Source organism: Rhodococcus sp. NPDC054953 (assembly GCF_053609225.1).
Window position 1 is genome coordinate 82,188 of the sequence record NZ_JBSGXD010000020.1, and the last position, 14,183, is coordinate 96,370.

The window sequence follows — 14,183 nt, forward strand, 5'->3', positions numbered from 1 at the left end:
GAGGGCCCCACCGCGGTTGCGGTGGGGCCCTCACTCGTTGTGGTTGTCCGTGACCAGTGGGTGGTCGGGAGCAGGCGGTGCGCCCGTCAGATCGGGGTGCCCGCCGCCCTGCGGTAGCCGCGGATCGCGGGCCACGCGAACACGACGATCATGCCGACCGACCACAGGATGGTCTTGATCAGCGGCTCGGCGATCGGACCGCCGAGGGCCAGTGCCTTCATCGAGTCGATCGCCGTCGACATCGGCTGGTTCTCGACGAAACCCTGCAGCCAGGTCGGGTAGGCCGCGGTCGGCACGAACCCGGAGTTGAAGAACATCAGCAGCGAACAGATCAGCGACAGGAGCTCGACCAGCGGGGCCTTGGTCGCGCTCACCGACAGGGCCGTCACCATCGTCGCGAAGCCGATGCCCATCAGCAGCGGCACCAGGATTAGGGCGACCGCGGCGAGCGGACCCTGGTTGAAGCGGAAGCCGAGCATCACCCCGACGATCAGGATCAGCACCGTCGTCAGCAGGATCCGGACGGCCTCGGCCAGCAGCCTGCTGATCAGCCCGGACGCCCGGTGCACCGGCAGGATCCAGAAGCGGGAGAGCAGGCCGTTGCGCCACTCCTCCTTCAACTGCATGCCGCTGGCGATGGAACCGAACATGGAGCCGACGAGCGCGATCATCGGGGCGTAGCCGTAGACCGCGTTGATGCCGGTGGCCCTGGTGACCGAGATGCCCAGTACCGCGTTGAACATGATCAGCATCAGCGCCGGATAGCCGATCGCCTGCAGCATCGTGAACGGGTCACGCACCCAGCGGGTCAGCAGCCGCTGCGTCTGCAGCAGGCTGTGCGTGACGAGGGCCTGCCGCGAATTCTCCGGGTACGCCTCGGTGGTCTCGTGGAAGGTGATCTCGGTGATCGGGGATTCTTCGCGGCGTTCGTGGGTCGGGGTGGCGGTCATCTACTTGCGCCTCACGTTCGCCCACACCGTCAGCGGTGCGATCACCACGAACAGTCCGATGCTCCACCAGATCGCCGGTGCGATCAGATCCATCGTGGCGTTGCCCTCCGCGATCGCGCGCATCGCGATCGCGAACTGGGAGACCGGCTGATTGCGCACGAAGGCCTGCGACCAGGACGGGAACTGTTCCACCGGGATGAAGCCTGCCGAGAACATGCCGAGGATCAGCTGCGGGATGGTCAGCGCCTGGCTGGTGATCACCGGGCTCTTGCTGAGCGTGCCGATCAGGTCGCCTGCCAGCGAGAGCGTCATCGCGAATGTGAGTGACAGCCCGATGAACGCGACGGTGTTCGCGGGCCCGCCCTGGAAGCGGAAGCCGATGATGTGCCCGTAGGCCAGCGCCGCGATCAGCGAGATGGTGCAGTGCACGAACGACGCCGACATGCGGGAGGCAAGCGGAACCCCGGCGAAGATCGGCATCGTCTTGAACCGGGCGTCCATGCCGTTGACGGCCTCGAGGGCGGCCTTGCCCGCGGCGGAGATGGCGGTGAACGCCATCGCCTGCAGCACGATGATCGCCATCACGAACTGGGCGTAGTCGATGCCCTGGAACCGCATCACCAGGCGCAGCGGAAGGTAGAAGCCGATCGTGAAGATGGCGGGGGCGAGGACCGCGATAAGCAGCTGGCCGCTGGTCCACATGCCGCGGATGTTGCGGCCGGTGAGCGCGAGCCACTGCCCGACCGGTGACAGTTCCGGCCTGCGATGCCTGCCGACCCGGGCCACGACCTTCGACTGCGGTTCGGGTGGCGGGTTGTCGGACTGTGCTGCTCGCGCAGCGACTGCGGTCATGAAGCTTCGCTCTCTTCTTCGGCCGGCTGGCCCGTCAGCGCGAGGAAGACGTCGTCGAGGGAGGGCCTGCGCAGCGCGATGTCGGCCAGCGGGATCCGCGAGATGTCGAGCCGGCGCAGCACCTCGGCGAGGGTCTGCGCGCCGTACTGGGCGGGGATCGACAGGCGGTCGTGTCCGGTGGCGGTGACGTATTCCGGCGGCACCAGGCTGGTCAGCACGGCGTGCACCCGCGGCAGGTCGGACACGCGCAGCGGAACCACCTCGCAGTAGCTGCCGCCGGTGCGTTCCTTGAGTTGGTCCGCGGTGCCCTCGGCGATGACGGTGCCCTTGTCGATGACGACGATGTTGTCGCTGAGGACGTCGGCCTCTTCGAGGTACTGGGTGGTGAGCAGGACGGTGATGCCCTGCTCCTTGAGGGTGGAGACAAGCGACCACACGCCCTGCCTGCTGCGCGGGTCGAGCCCGGTGGTGGGTTCGTCGAGGAACACCACCTCGGGCCTGGTGACGAGGCCGCAGGCGATGTCGACGCGGCGGCGCATGCCGCCGGAGTAGCCGGCGACCTTCCGCTCGGCGGCGTACTCGAGGTCGAACTGGCGCAGGAGTTCGGCGGCGCGGGCCTTCGCGGACTCGCGGTTGAGGCCCATCAGGCGCCCGAACAGCACCATGTTCTCTCGGGCCGTCAGCGATCCGTCGAGGGCGGCGTACTGGCCGGTCATCATGATCGACCGCCGCACCGCCGGTGCCTGGGTGACGACGTCGTGTCCGGCGATCATCGCGCGCCCGGAGTCCGGGCGCAGCAACGTGGACAGCACATTGACCGTCGTCGTCTTGCCGGCGCCGTTGGGGCCGAGGATGCCGAGCACGGTGCCGCGCGGCACCTCGAAGTTGACCCCCCTGAGCGCATGCACGTCACCGAAGGACTTGCGGATTCCCTCGACCAGGACCGCAGAGTGGGGCGTAGGCATGCCTGCGAGTATGTCATGCATCGATGAACGCCGAGGCTGACCGGGTGACCGAGCAGGTGAGGAATCTTCCACTGATTGCGCTGGTAACGCCTGGGTCTTCCGGCCCGGCTATGCTCCCTCGCGAGTAACGCAAACGACACGGTTGAACGGCTGACATCGAAGCGGCACGGATCGCCAGGCGACTCTAGTCACCTTTGTGTTCCCCTCGGAGTAGGTCGGGCAGTGTGCTTTGATTCTGTGATGCCTGGCTCCCTGTCAGCTAACCTCGTTGCCGTACGACTCGCACCGCGCGATGCGGCCAATGTTTACGGCGAATCTGATCGTTGCCCCGCGAACATCGTCGACGCATATGTCTTCGGCGCGGATGCGTGCACTTCCACGTTTGACGAGGTGGCCGCGTGGGTAACGGATTGTCTTGAGTGCTCGGCGATCTTTCGGCGGACCTTGTGGCGATCTAGAGCAGACGTTGCATATCCGGCGTGGGTTGAGGACGGCGGGTTCGGCGTTCGCAACCACATTTCGGTCGTGGCGGCGCGAGATGGTTGGGCTGGAGTCGAGGACGTCGTCTCGGATCGGCTCGCACAGCGGATGGATCTCTCCAGGCCGCCGTGGGACATCACGGTGATGCCCGGAGTCATGTGGCGCGGTGCATCCGAGCCAGTCACGATTGTCGTTCTCCGTTTCCATCACTCGATCGGGGATGGAGTCGCAACTACTGCAATCGCTCGCCGGATGTTCGTGGCCCATCCGATCGAGTCGACCGATCAGGAAGGAACTCCCGGGAGGCACTCGGATGTGGCGGCGATTTCGCATTTGCCGCTGGCCCTGCTCCGCTTCGTAGGCGGGGTTGCGTCTGCGCCGTTCAAGGCGAGAGCCGTGGCACGTGCGGCGCAGCGAGGTGAGTTGGTGATGCCGAAAGCCGAGTGGCCACCAACTCGGTTCAATCGCCCGCTCGAAGGTCTTCCGATCGTCGGTGTGGTGCCGGTCTCGCTGAATGAGGCGCGTGAAGCGAAAAAGGCCGTCGAAGGCGCGACAGTCAACGACGTGGTTCTCACCGTGATCGCTGGCGCGCTGCGTCGATTGCTGGCACGGTCGGTACGGCCAACAAGTTCGCACTTGGTACCGTCGCTTTGCATACCGACGAAGCGGATCCGCTTGAACGGCTACGGCGGATTCAGGCGGCGTCCCAAGCTGAGAAGCAGCGTCAGAGTCATCCGGCGATGATTGCGCAACGGTCAATCGCCTCGGTCGTCCCGGCCTTTGTCACGAAGGGAATCGGTGTAGATGCCCGCGCGCAGTCGTCGGAGCATCAAGTGGTGGCCATCGGAAACACACAAGTATCGAACGTACCCAGCAAGGCCGCCGGAGCCGTTTTTGGCGACGCGCCTATCCTCGCTACATCCGGTGCGCTGGCGATCAGCGACGGGGATGGAATCGCGCATTTCGTGTCATCGGTCGACGATGTCCTGACGATCACGGTGACGGTCGATTCTGCGATGCTTCGGAGCATCGACGGCTACCTGGACTACCTGCGGGACGAGCTTGTAGCGCTGAGGGATCAGAGCAGAAACGTCCTGACGGGGCGGCTCAACCAGCTTGATTAAGCACCACATCAACGACGTCATTGATTGCGATCATGGCGGAGCAGGCGGAGTAGGCGGAGCGCAAGGTTGCTCACGGCGTGGCGGTTCCTGCCGCGACGCGGAGGTTGCTGAAGGCGGTACTGAGCAGTGCGGTGTAGAGAACAGTATCCGGCATCACCGCGCTGTCCGCGGTGAAGGTGAGTGTCAGGACGCTGCCGATTGATGTTGCGACGTGGCCCAGACCCGCTCCGGGATGGATCGCCGGAGCGCTGAACCCGTCCACGACCGGGGCCGACCCGAAGACCAGATCCGCCGCGCCGCGCGGGACGTTCGAGACTGCGGTGTTCGCCAGGGGGACGAGCCCCTGATCGACGTGCCCATTGCCCTTCACTGCTCTGGGGCGACGAAGGGCAGCCTTGAGGTAGAAGGCGGGTGCGTGGTCGAGAGTGGCTTCGATGGCAACGGCCTCGGGCCGTTCCACACGTTCCTTCTCGTAGCGGGCCGACTCGTTTATTAGTCGGAGTCGGGCGAGCGGTTCCGGCACGGTGGTGTGGAGATCGACGTACATCGTCGTCACCTGGTTTTCCGCGTTACTCCTTGAGTTGTTGCGTGTTGACCGAGGGACCTGCGCGGCCAGTGCGGAGTTGGGAGCCTCGCCATGCTTCGTCAAGTACGCCTGTAGGCCGCCGGCGACGGTTGCGAGCACGACGTCGTTGACCGTCGTGCCGGTACTCTTCGCGATCTCTCGCACATCATCGAGCGAGAGCCTTACGCGGCCGAACTGCCTTTGGTTGTTCTGGGAATCGTTCAGTCGGGTTCGTGGCCGGTGAGGAATCGGCATCCTGATTTCGTTCGATTCGGCGAGTGCGGACAGTCTCCGCTGCGCTGACATCGAGGCGAACAGTGATCGACCAAGGGTCCAAAACTGTGCTGGCAGGCTGAATGCCGACTTCAGCAGACTTTGGCTAGCGTTCACTGTTGCGACTGCGGCGGGACGAGCGTCCGGAGCGTCGAACAACGCGCGGGCGACCGCGACTGCGCCGAGTCCGTCGGTGAAGGAATGATGGACACGGAGGGTGACAACTGTCGCTCCTTCGGGGATGTCCTCGATGCCCTGGACGCCGGTGAAGATCTCAACATCCCACGGTGGACGACTCAGGTCCATGTGACGGCGCGCGGAATTAGCGAAGAGATCATGCAGTGCGTTGCGGTTTGTTGCACCCACGTGATGCACAGTCAGGTGATCGGCAGGGTCGATGGTGTCGGCTGGGACCCACGACGGGTAGTCGAGGTCGGCAGGTACCCGTCGGATGCGTCGACGGAGCGAGGGAATCTCGCGCACCCGTGCGGTTAGCCAACCGAGGGCCTGGCCGTATGTCGTGATCGGATCTGGATCATCGACGGTGTCGAAGACGTAGAAGTTCGTAATTATGCTCTGGTCATCACCCTGGATCGCCTCGTCGGAGAACAGGAACCAGGCGTCGCGAGGCGCCAACTGAGAGGATCTGGCATTGCGCACGGTCGGAGCGTCCTACTTCGGTCTCGGGGGATCACGTCGGATCGACAATAGTGTGCGGTGCTGGGTGTTGGTGAACCCGCCGTCTGGATCTGTTGACCTCGCTGGCATAGCGTTCCGCCCTATGTCAGCGTCACCCAGATCGTGATGTCCGCGTGCACCACCTCGGCGCCGGCCCGGTCCCGGATCGTGACCGGGACGACGAGGTCGGTGCCGTCGGTGATCGCGGCGAAGTCGGGGAGCGCAGGCAGCTGCGCGACAGCGTGCAGTCCCGTCGTCGCCTTCCCCAGGTATTGCGTGTGCATCGCCTTCGGGATCCAGCGGTGCGTGGTCGGGACCGTCGCCTCGGCGAGCATCCCCATCGCGGCCTCGGCGAGGTTGCACGCCGCGATCGCGTGGAAGGTGCCGATGTGGTTGTGCACCCCCCACCACTTCGGGGACCGCACCTCGCAGCGGCCCGGCTCCAGCGCGGTGACGCGGGGGAGCACCGTCGCGAAGTACGGCACCCGCGCGCACATGCCGAGGGAGAACAGCACGGAACCGACGCCGTTCCTCGGCAGACGCTGCCAGCTGCGGTAGGTCGGGGACTCGATGGCCATGCCCCAAACCTTACTTAAAAGTAAGTTCTGGGCCAAGGGGGTCGGCCGCCCGGAGTTGAAGTCCGCGCCGCGCTACGGCATACTGTTCAGGTTGCCTGGGCCAGGGACGTGCACGCGCACGGCCTCCGCCCGGCGGTTGAGGGTCGAGGATCAGCACGTTCCGGTGGACGTTTCACCGGACTGCGGGTCGGGCCGAAGCAGAACAAATCGTCGCAAGACGGAAGCAGTGACCACCTGCGCTCCACCCGGAGCGCAGCCCGGGACACATTTTCCGCCGCCGATTCGTGTGTAAACGCGGGTCGGGGACGGAGCGGGAGGGCGACACGCCCGACCGCGTGGGCCGGGGACAGTTCCATGACAGATGAACAGCGGCAGCGGATCGGAATCCCGATCGGCATCGGACAACGAGTCCCAGGACCCTGCGTCCCGATCGCCAACGTTCTTCTTCGCCCGGAAGTGGGTGGGAACTGTGCAGACGAGGTAGCCCCTGACGGGTCTACGTGCAAACGAGCAGCATCCCCGGATGCTGCGAAGGCCTAATCACATCGGGCAAGGAAGAGGACACAAGCGTGGCGGGACAGAAGATCCGCATCAGGCTCAAGGCCTACGACCATGAGGCGATCGACGCGTCTGCGCGCAAGATCGTCGAGACGGTGACCCGTACCGGGGCCCGTGTGGTCGGACCGGTGCCGTTGCCGACCGAAAAGAACGTGTACTGCGTTATCCGTTCGCCGCACAAGTACAAGGATTCGCGCGAGCACTTCGAGATGCGCACCCACAAGCGGCTCATTGACATCCTCGACCCGACGCCCAAGACGGTCGACGCGCTCATGCGCATCGACCTGCCGGCCAGCGTCGATGTCAACATCCAGTGAGCGCGGCGGAGACAACAACAATGACTGAGAACAAGATCACGGGCATCCTGGGCACCAAGCTCGGCATGACCCAGGTCTTCGACGAGAACAACCGGGTCGTTCCGGTCACCGTCGTCAAGGCCGGACCGAACGTCGTCACCCAGATCCGCACCGAGGAGCGCGACGGCTACAGCGCCGTCCAGCTCGCGTACGGCGCGATCGACCCCCGCAAGGTGAACAAGCCGACCACCGGCCAGTTCGCCAAGGCCGGTGTCACCCCCCGCCGCCACATCGTGGAGCTGCGCGTCGCCGACGCCGGCGAGTACGAGGTCGGCCAGGAGCTCACCGCCGCTGTGTTCGAGGACGGCGCCTACGTCGACGTCACCGGCACCTCCAAGGGCAAGGGCTTCGCCGGCACCATGAAGCGTCACGGCTTCGCCGGCCAGGGCGCCTCCCACGGTGCGCAGGCCGTGCACCGTCGCCCGGGCTCGATCGGTGGCTGCGCCACCCCCGGCCGCGTGTTCAAGGGCATGCGCATGTCGGGCCGCATGGGTAACGACCGCGTCACCACGCAGAACCTCTCGGTCCACAAGGTGGACGCCGAGAACGGTCTGCTTCTGATCAAGGGTGCGATCCCCGGCCGCAAGGGCGGCCTCGTGATCGTCAAGACCGCAGTGAAGGGTGGTGCGTCCGCATGACCGAGACCGCAACCAAGCTCACCCTCGACGTCCGCAACGCCGACGGCGGCACCAACGGCACCGTCGACCTGCCCGCCGAGATCTTCGACGCCCAGGCCAACATCGCGCTGATGCACCAGGTCGTCGTCGCTCAGCTGGCCGCGGCACGTCAGGGCACGCACTCCACCAAGACCCGCGGCGAGGTCCGCGGCGGTGGCAAGAAGCCGTACCGGCAGAAGGGCACCGGCCGCGCCCGTCAGGGCTCGACCCGCGCGCCGCAGTTCGCCGGTGGTGGCATCGTCCACGGCCCGAAGCCGCGCGACTACAGCCAGCGGACCCCGAAGAAGATGAAGGCCGCCGCCCTCCGCGGTGCCCTCTCCGATCGGGCCCGCAACGAGCGCATCCACGTGATCACCGAACTGGTGGCGGGTCAGACCCCGTCCACCAAGTCCGCCAAGAAGTTCCTCGGCGAGATCTCGGATCGCAAGAAGGTCCTGCTCGTCGTCGGACGCGAGGACATCGCGGCCTGGAAGAGCGTGCAGAACCTCGAGGGTGTGCACCCCATCGCCCCCGACCAGCTGAACACCTACGACGTGCTCAACAGCGACGACGTCGTGTTCAGCGTCGAGGCGCTCAACACGTTCGTCCACGGCCCGGCCGAGTCGGCGCAGAAGGAGGAGAGCAAGTGAGCACCATCGCCGATCCCCGCGACATCCTGCTCGCGCCGGTCATCTCCGAGAAGTCCTACGGACTGATCGAGGAAGGCACCTACACCTTCCTGGTGCACCCGGACTCGAACAAGACGCAGATCAAGATTGCCGTGGAGAAGGTCTTCGGCGTCACCGTGACCAGCGTCAACACCGCCAACCGTCAGGGCAAGCGCAAGCGGACCCGGTTCGGCTACGGCAAGCGCAAGAACACCAAGCGCGCGCTCGTGACCCTCTCGGCCGACAGCAAGCCCATCGAGATCTTCGGAGGCCCGGTCGCGTAAGCGGGCGGGACTTGACGAGATATAGAGGACGAGAAGACTCATGGCAATCCGTAAGTACAAGCCGACTACCCCGGGCCGTCGCGGCTCGAGCGTCTCGGACTTCGCCGAGATCACTCGGTCGACGCCCGAAAAGTCGCTCATCCGCCCGCTGCACGGGCGCGGTGGTCGTAACGCGCACGGTCGCATCACGACCCGGCACAAGGGTGGCGGACACAAGCGCGCCTACCGGCTGATCGATTTCCGTCGCAACGACAAGGACGGCGTGCCGGCCAAGGTCGCGCACATCGAGTACGACCCCAACCGCACCGCGAACATCGCGCTGCTGCACTACGCCGACGGCGAGAAGCGCTACATCATCGCGCCGAAGGACCTCAAGCAGGGTGCACGGGTCGAGTCCGGTGTCGGCGCCGACATCAAGCCCGGCAACAACCTGCCGCTGCGCAACATCCCGACCGGTACCACCATCCACGCGGTGGAACTGCGTCCGGGCGGCGGCGCCAAGATGGCCCGCTCCGCCGGTGCCAGCATCCAGCTCCTCGGCAAGGAGGGTCCGTACGCGACCCTGCGCATGCCGTCGGGCGAGATCCGCCGCGTCGACGTGCGCTGCCGCGCCACCGTCGGCGAGGTCGGCAACGCCGAGCAGTCGAACATCAACTGGGGCAAGGCCGGCCGCATGCGCTGGAAGGGCAAGCGCCCGACCGTCCGCGGTGTCGTGATGAACCCGGTCGACCACCCGCACGGTGGTGGTGAGGGTAAGACCTCCGGTGGTCGCCACCCGGTCAGCCCGTGGGGTAAGCCGGAAGGCCGCACCCGCAAGCCCAACAAGCCGAGCGACAAGCTCATCGTCCGCCGCCGGCGTACCGGCAAGAAGCGCTAGGAGGGAGTGAAGAATGCCCCGCAGTCTTAAGAAGGGTCCGTTCGTCGACGACCACCTCCTCGCGAAGGTGGACGTGCAGAACGAGAAGGGCACCAAGCAGGTCATCAAGACCTGGTCCCGTCGTTCGACCATCATCCCGGACTTCATCGGTCACACGTTCGCCGTCCACGACGGTCGCAAGCATGTGCCGGTGTTCGTGTCCGATTCGATGGTCGGTCACAAGCTCGGTGAGTTCGCACCGACCCGCACGTTCAAGGGTCACATCAAGGACGACCGGAAGAGCAAGCGTCGATGAGCACTGAAACTCAGAACCCCACCGCCAAGGCGGTCGCGCGCCACGTGCGCGTGACGCCGATGAAGGCCCGTCGTGTCGTGGACCTGGTTCGTGGTCGTTCCGTCGAGGACGCCCTGAACATCCTCAAGTTCGCGCCGCAGGCCGCCAGCGAGCCGGTCGCCAAGGTCGTTGCCAGCGCCGCTGCCAACGCCGAGAACAACCTCGGTCTTGACCCCAGCACGCTGGTCGTCGCCACCGCGTACGTGGACGAGGGTGCCACCCTCAAGCGTTTCCAGCCGCGTGCCCAGGGCCGTGCGTTCCGGATCCGCAAGCGCACCAGCCACATCACGGTCATCGTGGAGAGCCTGCCGAAGGCCGGAACCTCGACCCGCAACCGCCGGAAGGGAAGTGCTCAGTAGTGGGCCAGAAAATCAACCCGCACGGCTTCCGCCTGGGTATCACCACCGACTGGAAGTCCCGCTGGTACGCCGACAAGCAGTACGCGGAGTACGTCAAGGAAGACGTCGCGATCCGCAAGCTCCTCGCCACCGGCATGGAGCGGGCAGGCATCGCGAAGGTGGAGATCGAGCGCACCCGTGACCGGGTTCGCGTCGACATCCACACCGCGCGTCCGGGCATCGTCATCGGCCGCCGCGGCGCCGAGGCCGACCGCATCCGCGCCGCCCTCGAGAAGCTGACCGGCAAGCAGGTCCAGCTGAACATCCTCGAGGTCAAGAACGCGGAGGCCGAGGCCCAGCTCGTCGCGCAGGGCGTCGCCGAGCAGCTCAGCAACCGTGTCGCGTTCCGTCGCGCCATGCGCAAGGCCATCCAGTCGGCCATGCGTCAGCCGAACGTCAAGGGCATCCGGGTGCAGTGCTCGGGCCGTCTCGGCGGTGCCGAGATGTCCCGCTCGGAGTTCTACCGCGAGGGTCGGGTCCCGCTGCACACGCTGCGCGCGGACATCGACTACGGCCTCTACGAGGCGAAGACCACCTTCGGCCGGATCGGCGTGAAGGTGTGGATCTACAAGGGCGACATCGTCGGTGGCAAGCGTGAGCTGACCGCCGCCGCGCCGGCAGGCGACCGCCCGCGTCGCGAGCGTCCGAGCCGCCCGCGTCGTTCCGGTGCTTCGGGCACCACCGCGACCAGCACCGAGGCCGGTCGCGCCGCCTCCGAGGCCCCGGCCTCGACCGAATCGAATCAGGAGGGCTGACGCATGTTGATCCCACGTCGGGTCAAGCACCGCAAGCAGCACCACCCGAGCCGTTCGGGTGCGGCCAAGGGTGGCACCCAGGTCACGTTCGGTGAGTACGGCATCCAGGCTCTCGAGCCCGCCTACATCACCAACCGTCAGATCGAGTCCGCTCGTATCGCCATGACGCGCCACATCAAGCGTGGCGGCAAGATCTGGATCAACATTTTCCCGGATCGCCCGCTGACCAAGAAGCCCGCCGAGACCCGCATGGGTTCCGGTAAGGGTTCGCCGGAGTGGTGGGTCGCGAACGTCAAGCCCGGTCGGGTCATGTTCGAGATGAGCTACCCGAACGAGGAGATCGCTCGCGAGGCCCTGCGTCGCGCGATGCACAAGCTCCCGTGCAAGTGCCGCATCGTCACCAGGGAGGAGCAGTTCTGATGGCTACTGGAACCCCCGCCGCGGAGCTCCGCGAGCTCACCGAGGAGGAGCTGGTCACCAAGCTCCGCGAGTCGAAGGAAGAGCTGTTCAACCTTCGCTTCCAGATGGCGACCGGTCAGCTGGACAACAACCGTCGCCTGCGCACCGTTCGTCACGAGATCGCGCGCATCTACACCGTTATGCGCGAGCGTGAGCTCGGCCTCGCCGCCGGCCCGGGTGCGGGTGACGCGGCATGAGTGAGAACGAGAAGGACACCGCAGTGACTGAAGAGCGTGGGACCCGCAAGGTCCGCATCGGCTATGTCGTCTCCGACAAGATGGAGAAGACGATCGTTGTCGAGCTCGAGGATCGCGTCAAGCACAAGCTGTACGGCAAGATCATCCGCCGCACCACCAAGGTGAAGGCGCATGACGAGAACGGCCTCGCCGGCGTCGGCGACCGCGTGCAGCTGATGGAGACCCGACCGCTGTCGGCGACCAAGCGCTGGCGTCTGGTCGAGGTGCTCGAGAAGGCCAAGTAGGCCCTCGCGTTCCTCCCGGCGTTGGCACCAGCTGCCCGCGCCGGATGCAGCACTGTCGAACGGCCCGTCCCGGACTTCCGGGGCGGGCCGTTCGGCTGTGACAGGGATCCCCACCTGCGTGAATCGGGTGTCACCGATTTGGCTTCGCGGTGCGGATTCCCTACACTAGGGCGGTTGCCTGTGCCTCCGCATGCCCGCGTGCGGGTACGGATGGGCGGCAGACCGCGCGTATCGGGTCGGTAATCCGCTACGTACGAAAATCCAGGTCTTAGGAGAGATCAGTGATTCAGCAGGAGTCGCGACTGCGCGTCGCCGACAACACGGGTGCCAAGGAGATTCTCTGCATCCGCGTTCTCGGTGGCTCGTCCCGTCGCTACGCCGGGATCGGTGACATCATCGTCGCCACCGTCAAGGACGCCATCCCGGGTGGAAACATCAAGAAGGGCGAGGTCGTCAAGGCCGTCGTCGTGCGCACCACCAAGGAGCGCCGCCGTCCGGACGGCTCGTACATCAAGTTCGACGAGAACGCCGCCGTCCTGATCAAGCCCGATCACGACCCGCGTGGCACCCGCATCTTCGGACCCGTCGGCCGCGAGCTGCGCGACAAGAAGTTCATGAAGATCGTCTCGCTCGCCCCGGAGGTGCTGTGATGAAGGTGCACAAGGGTGACACCGTTCTGGTCATCGCCGGCAAGGACAAGGGCGCCAAGGGCAAGGTCATCCAGGCCTACCCGGCGACCGACAAGGTCCTCGTCGAGGGTGTGAACCGGATCAAGAAGCACACCGCGGTCTCCGCGAACCAGCGCGGCGCCTCCTCCGGCGGCATCGTGACCCAGGAGGCCCCGATCCACGTCTCGAACGTCGCGGTCATCGACTCGGACGGCAACCCCACCCGCGTGGGCTACCGCACCGACGAGAACGGCAAGCGGGTTCGGATCTCCCGTAAGAACGGGAAGGACATCTGAGATGACGAGCACTGAGAACAAGATCCAGCCGCGCCTGAAGCTGCGCTACCGCGCCGAGATCAAGGACGCGCTGAACGCGGAGTTCAAGTACGACAACGTCATGCAGATCCCCGGCGTGGTCAAGGTCGTCGTCAACATGGGTGTCGGCGACGCCGCCCGCGACGCCAAGCTGATCAACGGCGCCGTCGCGGACCTCGCGCTGATCACCGGTCAGAAGCCGGAGATCCGCAAGGCTCGCAAGTCCATCGCGCAGTTCAAGCTGCGTGAGGGCATGCCGATCGGTGCCCGCGTCACCCTCCGTGGCGACCGCATGTGGGAGTTCCTCGACCGTCTCGTGTCGATCGCGCTTCCGCGAATCAGGGACTTCCGTGGCCTGTCCGGCAAGCAGTTCGACGGCAACGGCAACTACACGTTCGGCCTCAACGAGCAGTCGATGTTCCACGAGATCGACGTCGACAAGATCGACCGCCCGCGGGGTATGGACATCACCGTCGTGACCACCGCCACCAACAACGACGAAGGCCGTGCCCTGCTCAAGCACCTCGGCTTCCCGTTCAAGGAGAACTGAGCATGGCGAAGAAGGCACTGGTCAACAAGGCCAACAAGAAGCCCAAGTTCGCGGTCCGCGCGTACACCCGCTGCCAGAAGTGCGGCCGGCCGCACGCGGTCTACCGCAAGTTCGGCCTCTGCCGCGTGTGCCTGCGCGAGATGGCGCACGCCGGCGAGCTGCCGGGTGTCCACAAGAGCTCGTGGTGATCTCACCCGTTCGACGGTGACACCACCGGTGTGACAGGCGAGGGGGGGGGGGAGGGAAAAGGGGGGGCGACGGGGTGTTTTTGTGTTATGCCTTGACGGGGGGGGGGGGGGGAAATCGGGGGGAGTTGTTTGGTCGAGGGGGTTGTTTCTCCCCACAAGGGTTTTTCTCTCC

22 protein-coding genes are annotated in these 14,183 nt (G+C 65.7%); 17 read left to right on the plus strand and 5 right to left on the minus strand.

The genetic code is table 11. The features are described 5' to 3' along the window. Nucleotides 1-86: 86 nt before the first annotated feature. Genes ACWF62_RS14630 through ACWF62_RS14640 form a run of 3 tightly spaced genes read right to left on the minus strand, consistent with a single transcriptional unit; the run spans nt 87 to nt 2,767 of the window. Nucleotides 87-950 (minus strand): ABC transporter permease, encoded by an 864-nt coding sequence (locus ACWF62_RS14630; RefSeq protein ID WP_452630470.1) that lies wholly within the window; start codon nt 948-950, stop codon nt 87-89. After that, the gene (locus tag ACWF62_RS14635) at nt 951-1,802 is read right to left on the minus strand and encodes an ABC transporter permease (RefSeq protein ID WP_378570595.1); all 852 of its coding nucleotides are present in this window, start codon (nt 1,800-1,802) and stop codon (nt 951-953) included. Beyond that, nucleotides 1,799-2,767, minus strand: a complete 969-nt coding sequence (locus ACWF62_RS14640; protein ID WP_378570597.1) for an ATP-binding cassette domain-containing protein — start codon at nt 2,765-2,767, stop codon at nt 1,799-1,801. The genes ACWF62_RS14635 and ACWF62_RS14640 overlap by 4 nt, the downstream gene beginning before the upstream one ends. A gap of 240 nt (nt 2,768-3,007) precedes the next feature. Between ACWF62_RS14640 and ACWF62_RS14645 the strand changes: the two genes are divergently transcribed. Both ACWF62_RS14645 and ACWF62_RS14650 read left to right on the plus strand, forming a co-directional pair. Next, nucleotides 3,008-3,991, plus strand: a complete 984-nt coding sequence (locus tag ACWF62_RS14645; protein WP_452630471.1) for a wax ester/triacylglycerol synthase domain-containing protein — start codon at nt 3,008-3,010, stop codon at nt 3,989-3,991. Continuing rightward, nucleotides 3,898-4,371: a WS/DGAT domain-containing protein gene (locus ACWF62_RS14650; RefSeq protein ID WP_452630473.1), complete on the plus strand. Its 474-nt coding sequence runs from the start codon at nt 3,898-3,900 to the stop codon at nt 4,369-4,371. Before ACWF62_RS14645 ends, ACWF62_RS14650 begins: the two co-directional genes overlap by 94 nt. Before the next feature lie 70 nt (nt 4,372-4,441). Here the strand turns inward: ACWF62_RS14650 and ACWF62_RS14655 are convergent, their stop codons facing one another. Together ACWF62_RS14655 and ACWF62_RS14660 are read right to left on the minus strand one after the other, a co-directional pair. Then, entirely contained in the window at nt 4,442-5,869 is a 1,428-nt protein-coding gene (locus tag ACWF62_RS14655) for a wax ester/triacylglycerol synthase domain-containing protein (RefSeq protein WP_452630475.1), read from the minus strand. Between the two features lie 119 nt (nt 5,870-5,988). After that, complete coding sequence (locus ACWF62_RS14660) at nt 5,989-6,465, minus strand: hotdog fold domain-containing protein (RefSeq protein WP_452630476.1); 477 nt, start codon at nt 6,463-6,465, stop codon at nt 5,989-5,991. Nucleotides 6,466-7,034: 569 nt separating this feature from the next. Here ACWF62_RS14660 and rpsJ point away from each other — a divergent pair. From rpsJ to ACWF62_RS14735, 15 genes are all read left to right on the plus strand, one after another. Next, a complete protein-coding gene (gene rpsJ / locus ACWF62_RS14665; RefSeq protein WP_003938093.1) occupies nt 7,035-7,340 on the plus strand; it encodes a 30S ribosomal protein S10 in 306 nt (101 codons plus the stop codon). Between the two features lie 20 nt (nt 7,341-7,360). Continuing rightward, nucleotides 7,361-8,017, plus strand: a complete 657-nt coding sequence (gene rplC / locus ACWF62_RS14670) for a 50S ribosomal protein L3 (RefSeq protein WP_378507992.1) — start codon at nt 7,361-7,363, stop codon at nt 8,015-8,017. Then, nucleotides 8,014-8,685 carry a 50S ribosomal protein L4 gene (gene rplD / locus ACWF62_RS14675; RefSeq protein ID WP_378570607.1) on the plus strand — a complete coding sequence of 224 codons (672 nt, stop codon included), beginning with the start codon at nt 8,014-8,016 and terminating at the stop codon, nt 8,683-8,685. The genes rplC and rplD overlap by 4 nt, the downstream gene beginning before the upstream one ends. Beyond that, entirely contained in the window at nt 8,682-8,987 is a 306-nt protein-coding gene (gene rplW, locus ACWF62_RS14680) for a 50S ribosomal protein L23 (protein WP_378507990.1), read from the plus strand. Before rplD ends, rplW begins: the two co-directional genes overlap by 4 nt. 40 nt (nt 8,988-9,027) lie before the next feature. Continuing rightward, entirely contained in the window at nt 9,028-9,864 is an 837-nt protein-coding gene (gene rplB, locus ACWF62_RS14685; protein ID WP_378507989.1) for a 50S ribosomal protein L2, read from the plus strand. A gap of 13 nt (nt 9,865-9,877) precedes the next feature. Continuing rightward, nucleotides 9,878-10,159 (plus strand): 30S ribosomal protein S19, encoded by a 282-nt coding sequence (rpsS, locus tag ACWF62_RS14690; RefSeq protein WP_005518370.1) that lies wholly within the window; start codon nt 9,878-9,880, stop codon nt 10,157-10,159. After that, nucleotides 10,156-10,557, plus strand: a complete 402-nt coding sequence (rplV, locus tag ACWF62_RS14695; protein ID WP_378507988.1) for a 50S ribosomal protein L22 — start codon at nt 10,156-10,158, stop codon at nt 10,555-10,557. The genes rpsS and rplV overlap by 4 nt, the downstream gene beginning before the upstream one ends. Continuing rightward, nucleotides 10,557-11,351, plus strand: a complete 795-nt coding sequence (gene rpsC / locus ACWF62_RS14700; protein WP_378507987.1) for a 30S ribosomal protein S3 — start codon at nt 10,557-10,559, stop codon at nt 11,349-11,351. Before rplV ends, rpsC begins: the two co-directional genes overlap by 1 nt. Before the next feature lie 3 nt (nt 11,352-11,354). Next, nucleotides 11,355-11,771 (plus strand): 50S ribosomal protein L16, encoded by a 417-nt coding sequence (gene rplP, locus ACWF62_RS14705; protein WP_378507986.1) that lies wholly within the window; start codon nt 11,355-11,357, stop codon nt 11,769-11,771. Beyond that, on the plus strand, nt 11,771-12,007 hold the full coding sequence (gene rpmC / locus ACWF62_RS14710; RefSeq protein ID WP_378507985.1) for a 50S ribosomal protein L29: 237 nt from the start codon (nt 11,771-11,773) through the stop codon (nt 12,005-12,007). The genes rplP and rpmC overlap by 1 nt, the downstream gene beginning before the upstream one ends. Continuing rightward, nucleotides 12,004-12,291: a 30S ribosomal protein S17 gene (gene rpsQ, locus ACWF62_RS14715; RefSeq protein ID WP_378507984.1), complete on the plus strand. Its 288-nt coding sequence runs from the start codon at nt 12,004-12,006 to the stop codon at nt 12,289-12,291. The genes rpmC and rpsQ overlap by 4 nt, the downstream gene beginning before the upstream one ends. Nucleotides 12,292-12,572: 281 nt before the next feature. Further along, complete coding sequence (gene rplN / locus ACWF62_RS14720) at nt 12,573-12,941, plus strand: 50S ribosomal protein L14 (protein WP_007531925.1); 369 nt, start codon at nt 12,573-12,575, stop codon at nt 12,939-12,941. Beyond that, nucleotides 12,941-13,255 carry a 50S ribosomal protein L24 gene (rplX, locus tag ACWF62_RS14725; protein WP_007531926.1) on the plus strand — a complete coding sequence of 105 codons (315 nt, stop codon included), beginning with the start codon at nt 12,941-12,943 and terminating at the stop codon, nt 13,253-13,255. The genes rplN and rplX overlap by 1 nt, the downstream gene beginning before the upstream one ends. 1 nt (nt 13,256) lies before the next feature. Next, nucleotides 13,257-13,823 (plus strand): 50S ribosomal protein L5, encoded by a 567-nt coding sequence (rplE, locus tag ACWF62_RS14730; protein WP_378507983.1) that lies wholly within the window; start codon nt 13,257-13,259, stop codon nt 13,821-13,823. Between the two features lie 2 nt (nt 13,824-13,825). Continuing rightward, a complete protein-coding gene (locus ACWF62_RS14735; protein WP_050063877.1) occupies nt 13,826-14,011 on the plus strand; it encodes a type Z 30S ribosomal protein S14 in 186 nt (61 codons plus the stop codon). The last annotated feature ends 172 nt before the right edge of the window (nt 14,012-14,183 follow it).